The sequence below is a fragment of the Nitrosospira sp. NpAV genome, assembly GCF_000832065.1.
Classification (GTDB): Bacteria; Pseudomonadota; Gammaproteobacteria; order Burkholderiales; family Nitrosomonadaceae; genus Nitrosospira.
This window is the reverse complement of record NZ_JXQM01000022.1, coordinates 16,667-37,573: the sequence shown is the minus strand read 5'-3', so window position 1 is coordinate 37,573 and position 20,907 is coordinate 16,667. Positions and strand designations below refer to the sequence as shown.

Genomic DNA, 20,907 nt, shown 5'->3' with positions numbered 1-20,907 from the left:
ATGGATGCACTAATAATAAGAGATAGGCATACGCCTAGTACTAGGCATGGCGCGTCTGGTTTTGATCGCATCGAAGTGGTCCTCACAGTTGAGCACCGCAGGCGCTGGAGCCTGGGTGAGAAATTGAAAGCTGTTGAAGAATCCCGGTTGCCGGGAGTGAGTGTCTCGTATGTAGCGCGGAAATATGGTGTTGCTCCCACTTTATTATCCCGCTGGAGAAAACTCATGGCTGAAGGAGGACAGGAAGCAGCGCGCAGCGATGATGCCATCGTGTCTGCGGCCGAGGTCCGGGAGCTGAAGAAGCGCATCCACGAATTGGAGCGGGTGCTGGGCTACCCAGTAGAATGAGATTTTCACCGAAGCGATGAAGCTTGCTCATGAAGAAAACTGATCTCGCGCATGTCCTTGCTGCCACAGGACAATATCCCATGAAAGCCATTACTACCGAAACGCTGGGTGTGGCACGATCCCATCTGGTGGAACGGATGCAGACGAAAACACTGTCAGCCTGCGGTCAATCACAGGTGGATCTATCGCATCATGCGTCAGAATGGTTTGCTACTAACCCGGCATACCGGCAAGCAACCGCAACGGTCGCATGAAGGCGAGGTGGTAACGTTGCGCTCCAATCTGCGCTGTTGTTCGGATAGGTTTGAGATTCCCTGCTGGAATGGGCAAGTGGTGCGGGTCTTTGCCCTAGATTGCTGTGACCGTGAAATCATCAGTCATGTGGCCACCACCAGCGGCATTACCGGAGAGATGGGGCGAGATCTGATGATTGAATCCGTCGAGCGGTGCTTCGGAACCATAACAGGCTCCCGCATAGGGTGGAATGGCGCAGCGACAATGGCAACTGCCATCCCTCCACAGAAACAAGAACGTTTGCCTAGGATATGGGCTTTCTCGGCTGTTTCACTCCGATCCAAGTCCCCGAATCCAACGGCATGGCCGAAACCTTCGTCAAGAATGTCAAACGGGATCGCGTCTATGGGCATCATCGTCCCAACGCAAAAACAGTTATGGCATTAGCTTGCTTACTGGTTCGAAGATTACAATGAATGCCATTCCACAGGGGCTGAAGGTGAAGTCACAAGACAGTTTCAGCCGCAGCTAACCATATCCTGTTCGATTTAATAGGGACAACTCCATAATGATATTTCGTACCATGCTGGTCATAACGCTCTACTGGGGGGGCGTAGCCCTGGCAATATGTTCCACAGTTTCGAACGCACAGGAGGCAGAAGATTTCAGTAACTCGTTGCGTGCCCCCCGCCCCGAAAATCGCACCCGACAGAAGGAGTCTGTCTCCAGCGGCGCGTGCGTCGTGGAATCGGGCGCCTTCCCCGTGGGATTCAACGCCTATGTAGTGCCGGATGGGGATCATCCTTCCTATCCGCCATTTTGCTCCCCTGTGCCTGCCGGTCCCCTAAACATCGTGATGGATCTGTTCGCGCCGGAAATCCGGGAATTTCCGCTCGCGGTACGGCTGATGAAGGTGGAAGGTGGAGAGGAGCGCGAGGTATTGTCCGTTCCCGCACAGGAATATGGATCGGGGAACATCTCCATTGCAGTTGATCTGGAACCGCTGGCGAAGTACAACATCCTACTGATTGGAAATAATGAGGCAGGTCATCCTGAGACGCTTGTTACCATTCCGCTGGAGATCAGGCGGGCGGGGGACTTCGTTCACACCGGCAAGGGCACCGGCTGGGGATTTCTGCTGATGGTGGTTGCCCTTGCAGGACTCGTCGGCGGCATCATCCATCGCTGGAACCCAAAGAAACCGTCAGGGTAGCCGTAATAGCTGGTGACAAGCTGGCCAAATCAGACTGCACGCTACGCGCCAGGAAAAATTCATGATTCAAGTAAATGTAAAAAAGCTTACAAAAGCCAAAACTGCTGATGTTATTAATCTTCTTAAAGCCGATCATCTTGCGGAGACAGCGATTCCTCGCTCAAACTGCAGAACACGTAAACCTTCTGTTGCTGTATTCCACACTATTACCACTTTTCTTTTGTCAATTAACGGTATGGGAAGTCCGTCGCTCCAGAGGACTCCATCAATCGTTGTGACGTACTCCAGGATGCGCCTCCGTCATTCGAATATTTCAACTGTGCAGAATAGAAGCGTCCATCAAATTCACGCAAGGTTATGAGAATAGTTTTTCCACACTGCGGTTCTAGTGTTTAGAACACTATCTAATAACGTATTTTATCGATAATAGAAGATACATTAATCCTGATTCAATACATCAGAAGCAAGTCATTAAGTAAAATCGGGCTCATCTGCTCATCCACCATTGCGGTGAATTGGCTGGGCCATCCCTCGAAGGTGCGGTTTGTAGAATCTCAAGGGCATCCATGACAACTATCTTCGCTATATGACAATGTTGTCCATATAGGCCCGCATCAGCCTGTGATAGTGGCGGTCTTCCATCAGGAAAGAGTCGTGGCCATGACTGGAAGTGATTTCCGCATAACTCACGTCGAGCTCATTATCCAGTAATGCCCTGACAATGGCGCGCGAGCGCTCAGGCGAAAAACGCCAGTCCGTCGTGAATGACAGCACCAGGAATTTCGCCCTGGCGGCACGGAATGCCGCGCTCAAATCATTATTGTGCAGGTATGCGGGGTCAAAATAGTCCAGTGCCTTGGTCATCAGCAAATAGGTATTAGCATCGAACTGGTCGGCGAATTTATCGCCCTGGTAGCGCAGATACGACTCAATCTCGAACTCCACGTCGAAACCGAATGCAAGCGCTCCGTTACGCAGTTCCCGTCCGAATTTTGCAGCCATTGCATCATCCGATAAATAGGTAATGTGTCCCAGCATGCGAGCGAGCCTTAAACCGCGCCTCGGCACCACGCTATGCAAATAATAATCTCCACCATGGAAATCCGGATCGGTGATGATGGCTTGGCGCGCCACGTCGTTGAATGCAATATTCTGCGCAGTCAATTTGGCGGCAGCGGCAATAACCAGCGCATGGCGCACCCTTTCCGGAAAATCGAGCGTCCATTGCAATGCCTGCATCCCGCCAAGACTGCCGCCCGCGACTGCGGCGAATTGGTCGATACCAAGAAGATCTGCCAACCTTACTTGGGTTTGCACCCAGTCCTCCACGGTCACTACCGGAAAAGCCGGACCATAGCATTTGCCGGTCTTTGGATTAATGCTGGCCGGCCCGGTGGAGCCATGGCAACCACCAAGGTTATTTACGCCTATCACAAAAAATTTGCGTGTATCGATAGACTTGCCAGGACCAATCATGTTGTTCCACCAGCCTGCACTCTTGGGACTGTCCGCGTAACAGCCTGCCAAATGATGATTGCCGGAAAGCGCATGACACACCAGCACGGCATTGGATTTGGCCGCGTTGAGGTCGCCATAGGTTTCATATACCAACTCGTAGCCTTCAAGCACAGCACCGCTCTTTAAATACAGCGGCGCGTCGAAGCGTGCGCTTTGCGGCGCGACGATGTCAATCGAACTGGAATCTTGCATCAGAAAGGTCGTTCATGAAAAAAACGCTACGCTTGGCAGCACGCCAAAATAAACCGGGCTTCGCAAGAATGCCAGCCGCATCCGCGGCTGGCATTCTTGCAGTCCATAACCTACCATTTTAGTCAAATCCACCGTTAACAATCCTTGCGCATAAGTCAATTTGGGCAAAGTACTTGCTCCGCTTCCACCCGTATACTCCGTTGCTGAAAAAATATCCACTTATCCAAGTATCATGCCGCGCCGTATTTTCTTCCGCTCTCGTTTGGCACTCAATTGGAGAACAAGTTGGCGAACAAGTTCACACGGCCCTATTGTCTCGAATGGCTATCAATCAACTATTCAGCTTCGTCAATAATGCCTGAATTTTTGCTGGATCATCGGCCTTGAGCATCTTCTGCGCAAGCGGGATGATATCCGACAAACTACTCCTCAACACTTCTCTTTTCACAGTCAATAGTTGTGCCGGATGCATGGAGAAAAGCCGTAACCCGAAGCCCAGCAGCAACCGGGTAAACAATATATCCCCCGCCAGTTCGCCGCAGACCGCCACAGGCACTCCGGTTCGATTGGCGCTGCGAATGATATGCGCAACCAGCCGCAACACTGCCGGGTGCAACGAATCGTAGAGGTGCGCCACCGAATCATCAGCACGGTCTATGGCCAAGGTATACTGAATCAGATCATTGGTGCCAATGGACAGAAAATCCAGCTTGCGCATAAAAATATCGAGACACAATGCGGCGGCGGGGACCTCAATCATACCGCCAATCTGAATTTTTTCGTCGAATGGAACCCTTTCATGACGCAAACTTTGCTTGGCATTCTCGATCAGGTGCAGTGTCTGCGTAATTTCGGTAACACTGGAAAGCATCGGCACCAATATACGAATCTGACCAAAACGCGAAGCGCGTAAAATGGCTCGCAACTGAGTATTGAACAATTGCGGTTCGGCGAGGCACAAACGGATGGCACGCAACCCGAGTGCCGGATTGGCTGCTACGCGCTTGGCGCTATCAAGATTCTTATCGGCGCCCAGGTCGAATGTGCGAATCGTCACCGGCAGGCCTCGCATTTTTCGCGCCACGCTGCGATAAGCTTCGAATTGCTCTTCCTCGTCAGGCAAGGTGTCACGATTGAGAAATAAAAATTCACTGCGAAACAAGCCGATGCCGGTGGCACCACTCTCTTTGACCTGTTCCATATCCTGAGGTAGTTCGATATTGGCATGCAACTCCACCGTAGTGCCATCGAGCGTGGTAGCGGCAATTGTTTTGAGGCGCTTCAGCTTCTGCTTTTCCAACTCGAATTGGCTTTGGCGCAATCGGTATTCCGATAGCACTTGCTTGTCGGGATCAACAATTACGACGCCCTGATTGCCGTCCACAATTAGAATGTCATTATCGCGAATCAGGCGGCGAGCTTGATGCAATGCCACGATAGAAGGAATGTTGAGACTGCGCGCGACGATGGCGGTGTGGGAAGTCAAACCGCCCAGATCGGTAAGAAACGCGCTAAACCGGTGCTGCTTGTATTGAATGACATCGGCGGGACTTAAATCATGGGCCACCAGAATGGCATCGCCATCCCGCTTTAGCGAGGTAGGCACATACCCTGGATGCCCCAGCAGGACTTTCAGTACTCGTTCCACAACCTGAATCACATCGGTTTTGCGTTCGCGCAGATAAGGATCTTCAATCTCTTCAAACTGCGCCATCAGTACATCCATCTGTTGCGTAACCGCCCATTCAGCATTGCACTGATTCTGGGAAATATAAGTTTTAGCGGCGGTGGAAAGTGTGGGATCGTCCAGAATCATCCGGTGCAAATCAAGGAATGCCCCATATTCCGCAGCCGCGGGACCATTGACAACGGAAGTATGCAGCGCCTCAAGTTCCTCACGAACCGCTGTAAAGGCGGTATCGAGTCGAGATATTTCATTGTTGACCTGGTCCTCCGGCACGATATGGTGCGCCACCTCTAGCGCGGCATGGGAAGCAAGATAGGCGTGCCCTATGGCAATACCGCCGGAAACGCCTACACCATGCAAAGCGAAGCTCATTCACTCTCCCCAAAATAATCTTCGATAAGGTTTACCAGCGCCTCCATGGCTTCGGCTTCGTCCGCACCGGTTGTCTCGATACCCAAAACGACTCCCTTGCTCGCGGCCAGCATCATCACCCCCATAATGCTTTTCGCATTTACTCTGCGGTCATTCCGCGATAACCACACCTCGCTCTTAAATTTGCTGGCCAACTGGGTTAACCTGGCGGAAGCACGCGCATGCAGTCCCAGTTTATTTATGATTTCTATCTCCCTATATTGCACTGTTCAGCCCCGCAATGCGCATGACACCTTCCCTTCCACCCGTCAACGCCTTATCCGCAACGACTGCAAGCGATTCATTGCGATAAGTGAGCGCGCGCACCAACATGGGCAGATTGACTCCGGCAAGACACTCCACGTTGCCGGGGTTAACCAATCGGGTAGCGATATTGCAGGGCGTTGCCCCACAGATGTCACTCAATACAAGCACACCGGCACCACAATCGACCTGCCGAATCAATTCCAGCGCTTTGGGCACAACAACGTCCGGGTCATCCCTATTGGTAATACTCAGCTGCCTCAGGTGCTGCGACTTTTCTCCCATGACATGGTTGGCACAATGGATAAGGCTGTCACCCAGATTGCCATGGGCAATAATTAGAATTCCGATCATATTCGGTCCTGCCACTCCATAATCAAAACAAATACATTAATCAAGCATCTTTTCAAGTGCATCCATCATCATTCCAGCGACATTAAAACCGGTTTGATCGGCTATTTCCCGCATGCAAGTTGGGCTCGTAACATTAATTTCAGTAAGATAATTCCCGATCACATCCAATCCTACCAGCAATAATCCCTTATCATATAATGAGGGTCCCAGCGCTTCAGCGATTTCATGGTCACGCCGGGTGAGCGGTTGCGCCACCCCTGTGCCGCCCACATTAAGATTGCCGCGCGATTCACCTGCCTTGGGAATACGTGCAAGCGCGTAAGGCACGGGTTCGCCGGCTATCAGCAGAATACGTTTATCACCTTGTATGATTTCGGGAATATAGCGCTGCGCCATGATCGTACGCGTACCGTAATGCGTGAGCGTTTCCAGAATCACGCTGATATTGTGATCAGCACTATGAATGCGAAATACGCTGGCCCCGCCCATACCGTCGAGCGGTTTCAGTACGATGTCGCCGTGTTCAGCCAGAAAATGGCGAATCAGATATTCCTGTCTTGTCACCAAAGTCGGAGCGGTAAATTGCGGAAACTTCGCTATGGCAAGCTTTTCATTATGATCCCGCACCGCCCGCGGACTATTAATGACACGAGCACCCTGGCTTTCCGCCAGTTCCAGTAAATAGGTACTGTAGACATACTCCATATCGAATGGAGGGTCCTTGCGCATCAGGATCGCGTCAAATGCTTGAAGTGCTGTCTCTTCAGTTTCTCCGCTGCGATACCAGCGATGTCCATTTGTCCCCTCCATGCCTGCTAATTCAAGCTCACGTACAAATCCGACCGTCTCGCCGCGCTTCCACACCAGATCACCCTGTTGCATGGTGAACAGCTGATGACCGCGCGCGGCGGCTTCACGCATCATGGCAAAACTCGAATCCTTATAAGTTTTGATGGAGTCCAGCTGATCGAGAACGAAGGCGAGTTTCATTTATGCCAAGTCCGGTGGCTGGGAGGGGTAAAATGCCGGGTTTCCAGGGTACAAGGCAAGGCGCAACGACGCTGCGGTGCCCCATTCCAAGGCGCGAACAACGAGCCATGTGCCGCAAAACCGTCTAAGCCGTCCCGTCGCGGACTCACCCAAAAGGTGAGAATCAAATGGCACTTAGATTCCCTACGAATCATAATGCTAGACCGACAAATGAGCAGGATTCAGGCATATTGCAAACACAGCTAAATCTCCGCATTTGATGGGCTATTTCGTACGGCACCGGGCGACGTGTGCTCGTTAAGCACGGGTTACTTTCCGGAATCAGCAACATGCCGTATCTTTCCAAATTTAAGATCGGGTCATTCAGAACGGCGGCAAGCTCAGGCACGGATCTGCATAAAGATGATATTTACTAGTAATTTACATTGTAGCATCACGTGTTGGCGTAACCCGTGAATATTGAAAATCGTGTGGTAACCACGATTAGCGTAATTCATTCATCGTATATAGCTCCGTTTGAAAATCGGTTCTGTATTTTTGGGGGAGTTCAGTCTCCGCTACGCTGGCTCGGTCGCGACTAGAATAAATTCCGTACGTGACCCTGAATTTGGCTTGGCCGTTATTCGTTACCAGATGTATATAAAGATCGGATAAATTGACTAAACTCTGAGCACGAGTCAAGAAACGCTCCATCCGGTCGGGTTGAACATTTTGAGTCTCAAATAACTGAATACTGTAGTAATTTTTATCCATAGTCGCCATCATGTCCTTGGTTGCCGTGATTCGCTGTTCTAACAGCTTGTGACCGGCCAACTTGATCCCACCAAAATCCAGCTTGGCGGCCGCGGGGGGAGTGGCCGTTAATCCATCCTGGGTGGACGCAACCGTTCCCTTCGCCGGTGGTTCTGGCGGCACAGATGATTTCGGGGGCACAGATGCTGTCGATGGGGGCAACTCTGGAAGGACGGGTGGAACGGCGGATCTGGAAGCGGGCGCTGATGCCGCAGAAGAAACGCTCGGAGCAGTCGGTACAACCGCCGGGGGGGATATGGGGGCCGAGAATGGCGCTGAAGTTGCCGCTTCAATGGATACTGAGGCAGCAGTGGGGGTCACGTTGGTTGGCGTAAAGTCCAGAGCTTGCCAGCCCAGCACGCCCAATCCTACGACTGCAAACATGGCACCCACACTCGCTATACGGCGATTTGGCGGATGGTGACGCTTGATCCCTAAGTCGTTAATGGCCGTTCTGACATGATGGGCGTCTATGTCGCGATCATGGGCTGCATACGCCGCCAGCAGGGATTTATCGGCAAGCAGGTTTATTTGGTGAATGAGCCCGCCGGAGGCCATGGTGATCAATCTTACCGCTTCGGAATTAAAAATATCCGGACCGCGATATCCAGCGGCGCGCATACGGAACATGAGATAGTCGCTCACCGCCTTATCGTTGAATGGTTGCATTACTAAATGATGCGTGATGCGATCCTTCAGCTGGCGCATGGGCGGCAAAGCGAGCGTATGCTCCAGCTCAGGCCGGCCAAACAGAATAATTTGCAACAGCTTGTGATGGGACGATTCAAGTTCGTAGAGCAATCGCAGGGCCTCCAGTGTCTCCACCGGCAAGGTGTGGGCTTCATCCACCAATAACACCACCTGTTTGCCATCAGCATATTTTTCGATCAGCGCATTTTGCAGATCACACATCGCGACGATAGTGCGTGCTTCAATCATCGCGCTTTCGGCCAACTCAAACTTCAGCTCGCGGGCAACTGAATGAAAAAGTTCATCTCGTGACATATTCTGTCTGTCCAGATAAAAAGTTTTCATTCCGGCGGGTAACCGTTTCATCAGTACCTGGCATAAGGCAGTTTTTCCACTACCCGATTCTCCAGTGAGCTTGATAATGCCTTCGATCCCTTCACCATGTGTAAGCACATAGATGAGCGCGTCCAGGGTCGCGCCTCGACCTCCCCCCTCGTAAAAAGAATCGCTGGTTGCTGTGTGGGCGAATGGCTGTTCAGAAAGCCCTAAGTGGCCAAAATACATTATTCCTAATCCGGCAGTTGTAGAGGACTCACCACACAGGCAAAAGTCAAATAATCCGCATAGTGTTTATTTGTCATAGCCCAGGCTAAGAATTAAGTAAAAAATGAGCGGCCAACCATCGAATTAGGACCGATACCTCTTGAGTTCAGAAATCTGCCGGTAAGTTCGCAGGCGGTCTTAGCCGGGCTCTACATCGCCATGCAAGATGTCTGGTGCTATTCTGTTCACTTGCTGTCTGTCGCGGCGGCTCATATCTCTGCCTATCGTTCGGAAAAGAGCGGCATCTTCTCTGAGCAGCATAAAAATCCTTTTCCGGGTTCCATTGCTCTGAATAAGATATTACTATAAATGCAGAATTTCCTGATTCCTATCGAGGAAGGGGTACTTTTAGCACGCTATTTACCTTGTCTTGACCCCCGTTGCTGAGGTATAGTACGAGTCTGCTATTTATATCCAAGCGGAAGAGCGCGCCGGTTTCATCGTCGCCGCCGAAGGCGCAACCCCCCGGAATCGCTCAGGCGTAGATCAGATCGATCTTGATCCCTTAAGAACCGCTTGCGACAGGCAATCTGGAGAGTGCTGGCATTATATCCGGCCACCGAAGGGGCACGCGGAATAGACAATCCGTAATCTCTCAGGTAAAAAGGACAGAGGGGTGAGGTCATATGATGTGACTTCGCCTTTTTTATTTTTGGGACGCCTATCTGTGAAAACAACCTCTCTTAATCAAACCCACCGCGAGATGAAGGCCAAGATGGTCGATTTCGGTGGCTGGGACATGCCCCTGCATTATGGTTCGCAGCTTGATGAGCATCACAAGGTTCGCAGCGATGCTGGCATGTTCGATGTATCTCATATGTTGGCGGTGGATATCAAGGGCGGGCTTGCGCGTAGTTTTTTGCGGCGGCTGGTTGCCAACAATGTGGATAAACTGACGCAACCCGGAAAAGCGCTTTATACGTGCATGCTCAATCCCCAAGGGGGAGTCATCGATGATCTGATCATTTATTTTTTGACGGAATCGCATTTCCGCATGGTGGTGAATGCGGGTACAGCCGCCAAGGATTTGGCGTGGATGCTGGCGCAACGTGATGAAATCGCACCGGGACTGGAAATTATCCCCCGGCATGATCTGGCCATGATCGCGGTACAAGGACCTAACGCCCGCGCCAAGGTTTGGCAGGTTATTGCCGGAGCGCAAGCGGAAACAGAGAACCTGAAACTGTTCCAGGCAACAATGTATGATAAATTTTTTATTGCCCGTACCGGCTATACCGGAGAGGACGGCTTTGAGATCATGCTTCCCTCGCAGGATGCACCAGATTTCTGGCATGCACTCCATGACGCAGGCGTGACGCCAGCGGGGCTCGGTGCACGCGACACCTTACGGCTCGAGGCTGGAATGAATCTTTACGGCCAGGATATGGACGAGACAACAAGCCCATTGGAATCCGGATTGGGTTGGACAGTTGATTTGAAAAGTGACCGTGACTTTATCGGTAAATCGGCGCTGCTGGAGAAACCTGTTAAACAGCAATTGATTGGCTTGATTTTACTGGAGCGGGGCGTGCTACGCAGCCACCAGAAAGTCGCTACGCAACATGACGATAACGAAGGCGACGGCGAGATCACCAGTGGCGGATTTTCTCCGACGCTTAATCAGTCTATCGCGCTGGCGCGCTTACCATTGACGGTATCCGCGGGAGATGAAGTGCAAGTATTGGTGCGGGACAAGATGCTGCGAGCGAAAGTGGTGAAGCATCCTTTCGTGCGGAACGGCAAGAGCTTGATTTAATTTGGACAGCAGAGCAATATCCTTTAATTCTGGAGCAAAACAAATGATTATCCCAAGCAATCTGAAATACACCAAATCCCACGAATGGGTCAGGCTTGAAGACGACGGGACAGTGACAATCGGTATCACCCAACACGCGCAGGAGTTATTGGGTGATATGGTATTCGTAGAAACCCCGGATGCCGGACGCAAGCTTAAACAGGGAGAAGAATGCGCTGTAGTGGAATCGGTCAAGGCAGCGGCTGACGTGTATGCCCCTATTGCGGGAGAAGTCACTGCGGTCAACCCTGATCTTGAATCGGCGCCAGAAAAAATCAATCAGGATGCTTACGCAGCATGGCTTTTTAAGCTAAGGCCCGTAAATACCGCGGACTTGAATAATCTGCTCGATGCCGCGGGCTATCAAAAAATACTTGAAAGCGAGGAAGATTAATAAAATTCATGATCTTCGCAGATTATGCTGGAATAGCATTTTCCAGTCTTGCCACTTTCTCTCATTTCTTTACCTTTGACACTCGATGATTCGCGGAACAAACCATGCCGTTCATTCCCCATACTGAAGAAGATATACAAGCGATGCTTGCAAGCATCGGTGCAAAAACCATTGATGACCTGTTCGATGAAATTCCCCCTGCCCTGAAGGGCGGCAGCCTGAAACGAGTACCCTCCGGTTTGAGCGAAATGGAAATTTCGCGATTGATGCTGGAACGGGCCGAAGCGGATGGACGCTATCTCAGTTTCATCGGCGCGGGTGCCTATGAGCACCATATTCCGGCGGCAGTGTGGCAGATAACCACTCGTGGCGAGTTTTATTCCTCGTACACCCCCTATCAGGCGGAAGCGAGCCAAGGCACGCTGCAACTGCTCTACGAATATCAGACCATGATGGCATCCCTGACCGGAATGGATGTTTCCAATGCGAGCATGTACGATGGCGCTTCCGCGCTGGCTGAGGCGGCATTGATGGCGGTGCGCTCGCATAAAACCTCGCGCCGTATTCTGATGCCAGCAACGGTGCACCCTGTTTACCGCAGCGTGGTACGTGCCATCGTCAAAAATCAGGGTATCGAGGTGGTCGAAATCCCTTATTGCAAGGAATCTGGCCAGACATTGCCCGAGTTTCTGGATGCATTTGGTAAAGAAGAGTTTGCGGCGCTAGTCATTCCCCAACCCAACTTCTTCGGTATACTTGAACCAGTTGATGCGCTTACCGATTGGGCGCATAGCAAGAATGCGCTGGCGATCGGCGTGGTCAATCCCATGGCGCTGGCATTGCTCAACCCGCCCGGCGAATGGGGAGCAAAAGGAGCGGATGTAGCGGTGGGTGAAGGCCAGCCGTTGGGAATTCCGCTTTCGAGCGGTGGACCCTATTTCGGGTTCATGGCCTGCAAACAGGCGCTGGTGCGTCAAATGCCCGGCCGTATCATTGGCCGCACTACAGACCAGGATGGCAAGCCTGGCTTTGTTCTTACGCTGCAGGCGCGTGAACAGCATATCCGGCGCTCGAAGGCGACTTCCAACATCTGCACTAATCAAGGATTGATGGTCACCGCCGCCACTATTTATATGGCTCTGACGGGTCCGGAAGGGTTGCGGCGAATTGCCGCTCAGTCCCATACCAATACCTTGACTCTGTTGGAAAAACTGGAAGCTTTGAAAGGGGTAAAGAGAATTTTCAATGGATCGTTATTTCACGAAACAGTGGTTTCGCTACCAGGGCCGGTTGACAATATATTGCAGACACTAAAAAGTCAGCAGATATTAGGTGGACTGAACTTGAAAGATTATTACCCGGAGCTCGGCAATGCAATACTGGTATGCGCCACCGAAACCAAAACACCCGCGGATCTGAAAAATTTCTCGGAGCGTCTAGGACAGGCTCTGGATAAAGTAAGCGCAGCTTCAGCCGACGCTCAACCGTCCTCAATTGAATCACTCTCAACTTAAGGAGAATAGCATGGTCACGCTTGCAGGCAACCCCATCAAAATTGAAGGAACCTTCCCCAAAAAAGGTGAAAAGGCGCCGGCATTCTCGCTGGTAAACAAGGATTTGAAGGACGTCACCCTGGCCGATTTTGCCGGCAAGAAAAAAGTCCTCAACATTGTGCCCAGCCTAGACACCCCTGTCTGCGCCATTTCTACCCGCAAGTTCAACGAAAAAGCCAGTAACATGGAAAATACCGCCGTGCTGATAATTGCCGCTGACTTGCCTTTTGCAATGAGCCGATTCTGTGATACCGAAGGGTTGGATAAAGTGGTGGTATTGTCTACCATGCGGGGTTCGGAATTCATGAAAAACTATGGCGTTGCCATCACTGATAGTCCACTGGCTGGCATTACCGCTCGTGCCGTGGTGGTGCTGGATGAAAGCGACAACGTGATTCATGCTGAACTGGTGCCGGAAATTAAGGACGAGCCCAACTATGATGCCGCATTGGCTGCTCTGAAATAAGTCCGGCAAACTGTAAAAACGCCCTATAAACGACACCAACTGCAAAACCCGGATTACAACAATGTTGATATTTGAACACGCGCGCCCCGGCCGGCGCAATTATTCGCAATCCCCTGCGGCAGCCGCTAAAATCGATGACATTCCCCAGAATCTGTTACGTAAGGTGCCGCTGCTGCTGCCGGAAGTGTCTGAAATGGATGCGGTGCGCCATTACACGCGATTGTCGCAAAAGAACTTCTCGATTGATACGCAATTCTATCCGCTTGGCTCCTGTACGATGAAGTACAACCCGCGTGCGTGCAATTCCCTGGCCATGTTGCCACAATTCCTGGCGCGGCATCCAAGGGCGCCGGAAAGTACCGGGCAGGGATTTCTTGCATGCATGTATGAATTGCAGGAGATATTGAAAGATGTAACCGGCATGGCGGGCGTGAGCCTTACGCCGATGGCCGGGGCGCAGGGTGAATTAATCGGCATAGCGATGATACGCGCCTATCATGAATCGCGTGGAGACTCGGCTCGTACCGAGATCATCGTTCCCGATGCCGCCCATGGCACCAATCCCGCGACAGCGGTCATGTGCGGCTACAAGGTAGTGGAGATCGCCACGGATAAGGAAGGTGACGTGGATATGGACGCGCTTAAAGCGGCCGTTGGTCCACAAACAGCCGGATTGATGCTGACCAATCCTTCCACGCTCGGCGTGTTTGAGAAGAATGTGGCCGAGATGAGCAAAATTGTTCACCAGGCGGGGGGATTGCTGTATTACGACGGTGCGAACCTTAATGCGATACTTGGCAAGGTAAAGCCCGGTGACATGGGTTTTGACGTCATTCACATCAATCTGCATAAGACTTTCTCAACACCCCATGGCGGTGGAGGGCCGGGTTCAGCGCCTGTGGGTGTTGCCGAACGTTTATTGCCATTCATGCCTGTGCCGGTGGTGGCTTCTGAAAACGGCGTATATCGCTGGCTAACGGAAAAGGAGATACCTCAATCCATCGGTAGGCTTTCGGCGCATATGGGCAATGCGGGTGTGCTGCTGCGAGCGTACGTCTATGTTCGCCTGCTAGGGGCGGAAGGTATGCACCGCGTGGCAGACTTCGCGGCACTCAATGCCAATTATCTGATGGCGGAACTGAGCAAAGCGGGTTTTGAAATCGCCTACCCGACCCGCCGCGCCAGCCATGAGTTTATCGTCACGCTAAAAGACCTGAAGGAAAAAACCGGCGTCACCGCAATGAACGTAGCCAAACGGCTGCTGGACAAGGGTTATCACGCGCCTACCACCTATTTTCCGCTACTGGTACCGGAATGCCTGCTGATTGAGCCTGCCGAAACCGAATCCAAGGAAACGCTCGATGCGTTTGTCGTATCCATGAAGGAAATCCTGGAAGAAGCCCACACCCAGCCGGAAATGGTAAAGGGCGCACCCTATAATACGCCGGTACGCAAGCTGGATGACGTAAAAGCTGCGCGGGAACTGGACTTAGCCTGGAAACAGACTTGAGCGCCAGCCTGAGTTAACCGGCTGCCAAAAGACAGCCTCATATAACACGCCGGTCATATGCATACACTCATTTGCGGCTCCATGGCCTATGACACCATCATGGTGTTCAAAGACCATTTCAAAAACCATATCCTGCCGGAAAAAATTCATATTCTGAACGTCGCTTTTCTGGTTCCGGATATGCGCCGGGAATTCGGCGGCTGCGCCGGAAATATTGCCTACAATTTGCAAATGATGGGTGGCAATCCACTCATCATGGCTACGGTGGGCGACGACCATCACCCCTATGCCAGTCGCTTGAGCAATCTGGAGCTGGCACAGACTCATATACGCCACGTGGATGGCACATTCACCGCGCAAGCGTTCATCACCACCGACCTGGCGGATAACCAGATCACCGCATTCCATCCCGGCGCAATGAATTTTGCGCACGAAAACCATGTCAGCGATGCGAAAGAGGTAAACCTCGGTATCATCGCTCCGGATGGACGTGATGGCATGGTGCAGCATGCCAGGGAATTTCATGAAGCAGGCATCCCATTCATGTTCGATCCCGGGCAAGGACTGCCCATGTTCAATGGTGAAGAACTGCTGGACTTTATCCACAAGGCCGATTACGTCGCCGTCAACGACTACGAAGGGCAATTACTGCATGAACGTACCGGGCGCACGCTGGAAGCATTGGCAAAACTCGTAAAAGGTTTGATAGTCACGAAGGGCGCGGAAGGATCGGTGATCTATGCCGAGGGTCAACAAATTGTGATTCAGAGCGTTAAGCCTGATAGGCTGATCGATCCGACCGGCTGTGGCGATGCTTACCGCGCGGGGCTACTTTACGGTCTCGCGAACGAAATGGATTGGCAGAGCACCGGACAGCTTGCCTCGCTCATGGGGGCGCTGAAAATCGCCCAGCGTGGCGGGCAGAACCACAGTTTCAACCGAAATGAAATTGATCAACGATATTTTGAAATTTTCGGCAATCGCATTCTATAAAGAGGCGAAATATGCGGACGAATATTTTCGCGGTGACGTTGATATACTTATCAGCAACCGTTTTAAGCGGTTGTGCGGCGGGCTTATCGGGTAGTGATTATTCGCGTGGACAGGCTCGGCAAGAGCAAAGCGTACGCACTGGCGTGGTGGAAAGCGTCCGGGAGGTGAAGATCGAAGGTACGCGTAGCGGCATCGGCGCGATCGCGGGAGGCGTGGCGGGCGGTATCGGGGCCAGCACCGCAGCCGATGACAGGCTGGGTGCCATTCTAGCGGTTCTCGGCGCGCTTGGCGGTGGACTCCTGGGGCAAGCTCTGGAGCAGGGTGTAACAAGCCAGAAGGGGCTCGAAATCACCGTCAAACTGGACAATGGCTCGATGGTGTCTATCACCCAGGCAGCTGATGAGGAATTCAAGCCAGGCGAGCGGGTGAGAATTCTCGGCGGCGGGGGAGTCTCACGAGTATCGCACTAATTAAAATATCGGTAATAGCACTAAAATATCTCTGAATAAATCTCTTCAGGCCTCCAGAGGTCTTCATTGGAGAAGTTGTTATTATTAATGCAATAATAACGGCATGGAAGACACCACTACGAGCAAGTTGACACAGTTTTTTCGTGCCGTTCGCTTGTTGCTGCATATCATTTCGGGCTTGGCCCAATCTGCGGTATATCCGCATCTCAGTCAATCAGCGCAAGGGCGTATGGCGCGAAACTGGTCCGCGATACTTCTTAAGATTCTATGCATCCGATTACGCTACAGCGGTGTCGTGCCTGCTGCCGAGATGAAGCAGGTAATGCTGGCAGCCAACCATGTTTCCTGGCTGGACGTATATTCTCTGAATGCGGTGTGCCCCGCTCGTTTCGTGGCCAAATCCGAAATTCGCGGCTGGCCATTACTCGGCTGGCTGAGTCAGAATGCGGGAACATTATTCATCGAGCGTACTAAGCGCAGTGATACTGCCCGGATTAACACAGACATTGGCAATGCGTTGGTTATGGGCGACCGGGTTGCGGTATTCCCGGAGGGGACTACCAGCGACGGTACCATGCTTCGGCATTTTCACGCGTCGCTACTGCAACCGGCGGTAACGGTCGCAGCAGTATTATGCCCGATTGCGATACGTTACACCGATGCCACAGGAATGATCAGCAAATCGGCGGCGTTCGCCAATATCTCGATGCTGGAATCGCTGCGGCAAATATTGCGGGAACCGTGGATTGACGTCGAACTGATCTTCACCGAGCCTATCCATAGCAAAGGAAAAAACCGGCGAGAACTGGCGCGTTACGCCGAACATGCTATTGCCAGCGCTTTGTTTCTTCCTCTGCCGCACAAGACACCTGGAAGACCCTTCGATCTTCCAGCCGAACCGCGGTGAGACTTCCTCCCCATAAGCAACCTGTATCCAGGGCTATCAGATTGCTTCTGATCTGCAAACCCAGCGCCGACCAATGGCCGCAAATAATGGTGGCTTCGCGGCTGGCGCGATTCGGCACCTCAAACCACGGCAAATAGCCAGCCGGGGTGTCCCGCACCAACCCCTTGTGAGCGAAATCCATTTTTCCGCCGGAAGTACACACACGCATCCGCGTCATGGCGTTGATGATCACTCGCAGGCGCGCGTAACCCTCAAGGCTCTCATCCCAATGATCGGGTTCGTTGCCATACATATGGGAACATAATTTGTGAAAATCTCTGCCGCGCAGCGCGGTTTCGACTAGCTGCGCAAGCTGCACGGCTTGCCCCACGTTCCATGACGGCAATAAGCCCGCGTGCACCATGACATTATTTTCATCCACATGCAACAGCCGCTGATGCCGCAACCAATGGAGCAACTCGTCCCTGTCGGGTGCAGAGAGTATCTCCTGTAGCGTGTCGTTGCGATGCAATCTGGCGCAACCTTCAGCAACCATGAGCAGATGCAGATCATGGTTGCCTAGTACCATGATTACAGCGTCGTTCAATCCTCTGACAAAACGCAATACGGACAATGAATCCGGGCCGCGATTGACGATATCCCCGACCAGCCACAATCGGTCTTTTGAGCAGTCAAAATCGATCAGGTCGAGAAGCTGCCTGAATTCCTTGTAACACCCTTGCAAATCACCGATTGCGAACGTGGCCATTCTTTGGAGAAATTCGTTAAACGTAAATCGCCGGAGACTCACTGTTTCTCTATTCATCCTACATCCGGCGGTTGACCCTCATTTTTTATTTAATACTACCACTCGCGCCAAAAAATAAGGGCGATATGGATCCCTCCTATCGCCCTGTTATCTTTTTTTGCTTTCACGCCCCAGGAATTATTTTGCCTGGCTTACCATGTAATCCACTACAGCTTTGACATCAGCATCGGACAGGCTGGCATTTCCGCCTTTGGCGGGCATCGCATTTTTGCCCTTGATTGCACTATTGTATAGCGTATCCGTACCGCTCTTAATACGGGGAGCCCATGTTGATTTGTCGCCGAGCTTGGGAGCACCCGCCGCGCCGCTTGTGTGACACGCAGCGCAACTTGTCGTGTAGATGGTCTTGATTTTATCTGCGCCATCGGCGGCGGCTACCGGCGCGGCCGCCGCAGCTTCCATCCGGCTGGTTACGCCGGCGTTCTCGTCAGTCTGCGGTGAGTCACTTGCGAGTACCAGTCCGCCTACCGGTTTCAAACGCTTCGCGACAGCTTCATCCGAATGAATGGGATCATCCTGATTTATCTCCCTATCACCCGTGACAAGCTGTGCCAGCAACATAATGGTCAAGACTGGAAACACGAAGGCGGCCACAAGGACCGTAATCAATTGTTTCGGTGTCTTGATGGCCGAGGAATGCCCTTCATCTTCATCTTCAGTCCCGCTCACAATAACTCCCCAAGGAAAAAATGGGTATTGTATAGATTCATGCGTGTTGAAGCAAAACGCGATTCGTTTACGTTGGACGCGGGATTTAAAAAAGGCTATCCTATGCCTCCAATCGGGCTGTTCAATAAAGATTACATCGCTTCATTTGCGCCCATAGCTCAGCTGGATAGAGTACCGCCCTCCGAAGGCGGGGGTCACACGTTCGAATCGTGTTGGGCGCGCCATTGGATCTGCTTCCATCAGATCGGAAGGGACGGAGAGCGGTAATACGAATTCCCGGCCTTCCTTTCTCCACACCCCAAATACCGCATACTTCATCCTTTCAATACCATTCGGTTGATTGAACACCCGCCAGTATGACCGCAAGATGACCGTCTCCTGAACCTTGGGGGAACACTCACGGCAAGTCTATTTCAAGAATTCCGAAAAGTAAAATATCTGGAAATTCAGTCACATAAATCTGTATTAACAATTAAAGATGGATACTACCTGTAAAATTATACAGCTACCAAGGTACCGAATCTTGGTTTCTAATGGCGCCATCATGGGACGCTAAAGGGTTAAAGGAAGCGTGCGCTCCCTATTTGAATAAACCACTGTTTCAATACGATACCTGAAATACTATGCATATAGTCAAGCGTGAATCTTCTCACTCCGCGCGCGCATCTGTATCCCATTGAGTTGAGATCTGATCCATCAGTCCGGTTATTATTTCTATTTTTGCTGGTGGGCAGCCTATCCATTGCTGATAGCGCCGTCGCAGCAGGATTTGCCTTACAAAACCAGAATGGAGCCGGGACAGGCTATGCCTATGCCGGGGCGGCGGCAGTCGCGCAGGATGCCTCAACGATCTATTTCAATCCGGCTGGGATGACCTATCTTACCGCCCGGCATCACGTTTCTGGGGCCTTGAGCTTACTGGTACGATCGTTGAGATTCAATGATACGGGTAGCAGTACGTTACTGGGATATCCGCTCGGTGATAACGGCGGCCAGGCGGGTGGTCTGGCCGCAATTCCCGCGGTTTATTGGACTATGCCTGTCACATCGGCGCTGCGCCTCGGGCTGGGTGTGTCGCCAACCTTTGGCAACTCCACTGAGTGGAACAATACCTTTATCGGCCGGTATCAGGGTGTGTTCTCGGAGATAAATGCCATCAATTTCAATCCCAGCATTGCCTGGCGGGTGAATGATGCCATCTCGCTCGGTTTAGGCTTCAACGTCGTGAGATTCGAGGCTGATCTCCGCGGCATGTCGCCGGTCACAGCACTATTACCTGCACGGGTGGATACCAGAACAAAAATGACCGGTGATGATATCGGTTTTGGCTATAACCTTGGCGCCATGTTCCAATTGACCCGGTCCACGCGCGTGGGTCTGACTTATCGATCAACGGTGAACCTAAAAGTTGATGGGCACCTTGGGGTGCTCAGCAATACCCTTCCGGCATCCGTCTCTGTTGAGTTACCGAATACTGCATCAATAGCAGTGTCCCACAGGGTCAATGACCGGTTACAGCTTCTCGGTGATTTAACATGGACGGGCTGGAGTAGTATTCCCGCATTAGTGGTCAAAAGTCGCACTTCCGGATCTATCCTGTCGAACGAGCCATTGGATTTCAAAGACAGTTATCGCGTGGGGGCGGGAGTGCAATACCAATATAGCGATACCCTTCGACTACAAACAGGAGTCGCTTACGATCAATCGCCGGTGCGCAATGCAACGGATCGAACCGTCCGGCTGCCGGACTCGGATCGCGTCTGGTTAAGCGTGGGCTTTAACCAGAAGATCAGCGAACAGACATCGATTGATGCGGGATATGCCCATATCTTTTTTGACAAAAGCGAGATCGATCGGGCAACGAATAATAATCCATTGCTCCAGATCGTCCGTGGCTCCTTCGACACTTCGGTACACATTATTTCTGTTCAACTCAACCACCGATTCTGATTCACCGCGAGGATGAACCGGCAGCTCGAAAAACAACATTCCAATAATGAATCTATACTGAATAATGGTTGATATCACGCACCAGAATCGACCTCA

General features: G+C 51.9%; 18 protein-coding genes, 1 tRNA gene, 1 pseudogene and 1 riboswitch. Of the genes and pseudogenes, 12 read left to right on the top strand and 8 right to left on the bottom strand.

The features are described from left to right. Together SQ11_RS16915 and SQ11_RS14070 are read left to right on the top strand one after the other, a co-directional pair. A pseudogene (locus SQ11_RS16915) lies at positions 1-1,065 on the top strand (transposase); the annotation flags it as partial. 85 nt (positions 1,066-1,150) lie between these two features. Next, entirely contained in the window at positions 1,151-1,795 is a 645-nt protein-coding gene (locus tag SQ11_RS14070; RefSeq protein WP_041514831.1) for a hypothetical protein, read from the top strand. Positions 1,796-2,377: 582 nt separating this feature from the next. Here the strand turns inward: SQ11_RS14070 and SQ11_RS14065 are convergent. From SQ11_RS14065 to SQ11_RS16565, 6 genes are all read right to left on the bottom strand, one after another. Then, complete coding sequence (locus SQ11_RS14065; RefSeq protein WP_041514830.1) at positions 2,378-3,505, bottom strand: homoserine O-acetyltransferase; 1,128 nt, start codon at positions 3,503-3,505, stop codon at positions 2,378-2,380. Between the two features lie 331 nt (positions 3,506-3,836). Then, a complete protein-coding gene (gene ptsP, locus SQ11_RS14055) occupies positions 3,837-5,564 on the bottom strand; it encodes a phosphoenolpyruvate--protein phosphotransferase (RefSeq protein ID WP_041514828.1) in 1,728 nt (575 codons plus the stop codon). Next, positions 5,561-5,830 carry an HPr family phosphocarrier protein gene (locus SQ11_RS14050; RefSeq protein ID WP_041514827.1) on the bottom strand — a complete coding sequence of 90 codons (270 nt, stop codon included), beginning with the start codon at positions 5,828-5,830 and terminating at the stop codon, positions 5,561-5,563. The genes ptsP and SQ11_RS14050 overlap by 4 nt, the downstream gene beginning before the upstream one ends. After that, positions 5,820-6,221, bottom strand: coding sequence for a PTS sugar transporter subunit IIA (locus tag SQ11_RS14045; RefSeq protein ID WP_041514826.1), 402 nt, complete (start codon positions 6,219-6,221; stop codon positions 5,820-5,822). The genes SQ11_RS14050 and SQ11_RS14045 overlap by 11 nt, the downstream gene beginning before the upstream one ends. 36 nt (positions 6,222-6,257) lie before the next feature. Next, the gene (gshB, locus tag SQ11_RS14040; protein ID WP_041514825.1) at positions 6,258-7,211 is read right to left on the bottom strand and encodes a glutathione synthase; all 954 of its coding nucleotides are present in this window, start codon (positions 7,209-7,211) and stop codon (positions 6,258-6,260) included. A 483-nt stretch (positions 7,212-7,694) separates the two neighbouring features. After that, on the bottom strand, positions 7,695-9,257 hold the full coding sequence (locus SQ11_RS16565; protein WP_052494280.1) for an AAA family ATPase: 1,563 nt from the start codon (positions 9,255-9,257) through the stop codon (positions 7,695-7,697). 559 nt (positions 9,258-9,816) lie between these two features. Continuing rightward, a riboswitch (glycine riboswitch) is annotated at positions 9,817-9,918 on the top strand. Positions 9,919-9,963: 45 nt separating this feature from the next. Here SQ11_RS16565 and gcvT point away from each other — a divergent pair. The 8 genes from gcvT (at position 9,964) to SQ11_RS13995 (ending at position 17,384) form a co-directional block, all read left to right on the top strand. Beyond that, positions 9,964-11,052, top strand: coding sequence for a glycine cleavage system aminomethyltransferase GcvT (gene gcvT / locus SQ11_RS14030; RefSeq protein ID WP_041514844.1), 1,089 nt, complete (start codon positions 9,964-9,966; stop codon positions 11,050-11,052). A 43-nt stretch (positions 11,053-11,095) separates the two neighbouring features. After that, positions 11,096-11,485, top strand: coding sequence for a glycine cleavage system protein GcvH (gcvH, locus tag SQ11_RS14025; protein ID WP_041514824.1), 390 nt, complete (start codon positions 11,096-11,098; stop codon positions 11,483-11,485). A gap of 104 nt (positions 11,486-11,589) precedes the next feature. Further along, entirely contained in the window at positions 11,590-12,999 is a 1,410-nt protein-coding gene (gene gcvPA / locus SQ11_RS14020; protein WP_041514823.1) for an aminomethyl-transferring glycine dehydrogenase subunit GcvPA, read from the top strand. A gap of 10 nt (positions 13,000-13,009) precedes the next feature. Further along, on the top strand, positions 13,010-13,504 hold the full coding sequence (gene tpx / locus SQ11_RS14015; protein WP_041514822.1) for a thiol peroxidase: 495 nt from the start codon (positions 13,010-13,012) through the stop codon (positions 13,502-13,504). 52 nt (positions 13,505-13,556) lie between these two features. After that, entirely contained in the window at positions 13,557-15,014 is a 1,458-nt protein-coding gene (gene gcvPB / locus SQ11_RS14010; RefSeq protein ID WP_269746056.1) for an aminomethyl-transferring glycine dehydrogenase subunit GcvPB, read from the top strand. 57 nt (positions 15,015-15,071) lie between these two features. Further along, entirely contained in the window at positions 15,072-16,007 is a 936-nt protein-coding gene (locus SQ11_RS14005; RefSeq protein ID WP_041514820.1) for a carbohydrate kinase family protein, read from the top strand. An 11-nt stretch (positions 16,008-16,018) separates the two neighbouring features. Then, positions 16,019-16,477: a membrane protein gene (locus SQ11_RS14000; RefSeq protein ID WP_041514819.1), complete on the top strand. Its 459-nt coding sequence runs from the start codon at positions 16,019-16,021 to the stop codon at positions 16,475-16,477. Positions 16,478-16,580: 103 nt separating this feature from the next. Continuing rightward, the gene (locus SQ11_RS13995) at positions 16,581-17,384 is read left to right on the top strand and encodes a 1-acyl-sn-glycerol-3-phosphate acyltransferase (protein ID WP_041514818.1); all 804 of its coding nucleotides are present in this window, start codon (positions 16,581-16,583) and stop codon (positions 17,382-17,384) included. Here the strand turns inward: SQ11_RS13995 and SQ11_RS13990 are convergent. Together SQ11_RS13990 and SQ11_RS13985 are read right to left on the bottom strand one after the other, a co-directional pair. Then, on the bottom strand, positions 17,305-18,132 hold the full coding sequence (locus SQ11_RS13990; RefSeq protein ID WP_041514817.1) for a symmetrical bis(5'-nucleosyl)-tetraphosphatase: 828 nt from the start codon (positions 18,130-18,132) through the stop codon (positions 17,305-17,307). The genes SQ11_RS13995 and SQ11_RS13990 overlap by 80 nt on opposite strands. A 177-nt stretch (positions 18,133-18,309) precedes the next feature. Further along, positions 18,310-18,861, bottom strand: a complete 552-nt coding sequence (locus tag SQ11_RS13985; protein ID WP_041514816.1) for a cytochrome c5 family protein — start codon at positions 18,859-18,861, stop codon at positions 18,310-18,312. A gap of 147 nt (positions 18,862-19,008) precedes the next feature. Here SQ11_RS13985 and SQ11_RS13980 point away from each other — a divergent pair. Further along, a tRNA-Arg gene (locus SQ11_RS13980) sits at positions 19,009-19,085 on the top strand. A gap of 415 nt (positions 19,086-19,500) precedes the next feature. Next, positions 19,501-20,811, top strand: a complete 1,311-nt coding sequence (locus tag SQ11_RS13975) for an OmpP1/FadL family transporter (protein WP_232298018.1) — start codon at positions 19,501-19,503, stop codon at positions 20,809-20,811. Positions 20,812-20,907: the final 96 nt, after the last annotated feature.

Coding starts and splice junctions, on each gene's coding strand:
- SQ11_RS16565 (WP_052494280.1), bottom strand. CDS start 9,257: ATGTATTTTGGCCACTTAGGGCTTTCTGAACAGCCATTCGCCCACACA.
- SQ11_RS14045 (WP_041514826.1), bottom strand. CDS start 6,221: ATGATCGGAATTCTAATTATTGCCCATGGCAATCTGGGTGACAGCCTT.
- tpx (WP_041514822.1), top strand. CDS start 13,010: ATGGTCACGCTTGCAGGCAACCCCATCAAAATTGAAGGAACCTTCCCC.
- gcvH (WP_041514824.1), top strand. CDS start 11,096: ATGATTATCCCAAGCAATCTGAAATACACCAAATCCCACGAATGGGTC.
- SQ11_RS13990 (WP_041514817.1), bottom strand. CDS start 18,132: ATGGCCACGTTCGCAATCGGTGATTTGCAAGGGTGTTACAAGGAATTC.
- SQ11_RS14005 (WP_041514820.1), top strand. CDS start 15,072: ATGCATACACTCATTTGCGGCTCCATGGCCTATGACACCATCATGGTG.
- ptsP (WP_041514828.1), bottom strand. CDS start 5,564: ATGAGCTTCGCTTTGCATGGTGTAGGCGTTTCCGGCGGTATTGCCATA.
- SQ11_RS14065 (WP_041514830.1), bottom strand. CDS start 3,505: ATGCAAGATTCCAGTTCGATTGACATCGTCGCGCCGCAAAGCGCACGC.
- gshB (WP_041514825.1), bottom strand. CDS start 7,211: ATGAAACTCGCCTTCGTTCTCGATCAGCTGGACTCCATCAAAACTTAT.
- SQ11_RS14000 (WP_041514819.1), top strand. CDS start 16,019: ATGCGGACGAATATTTTCGCGGTGACGTTGATATACTTATCAGCAACC.
- SQ11_RS14070 (WP_041514831.1), top strand. CDS start 1,151: ATGATATTTCGTACCATGCTGGTCATAACGCTCTACTGGGGGGGCGTA.
- SQ11_RS13995 (WP_041514818.1), top strand. CDS start 16,581: ATGGAAGACACCACTACGAGCAAGTTGACACAGTTTTTTCGTGCCGTT.
- gcvPA (WP_041514823.1), top strand. CDS start 11,590: ATGCCGTTCATTCCCCATACTGAAGAAGATATACAAGCGATGCTTGCA.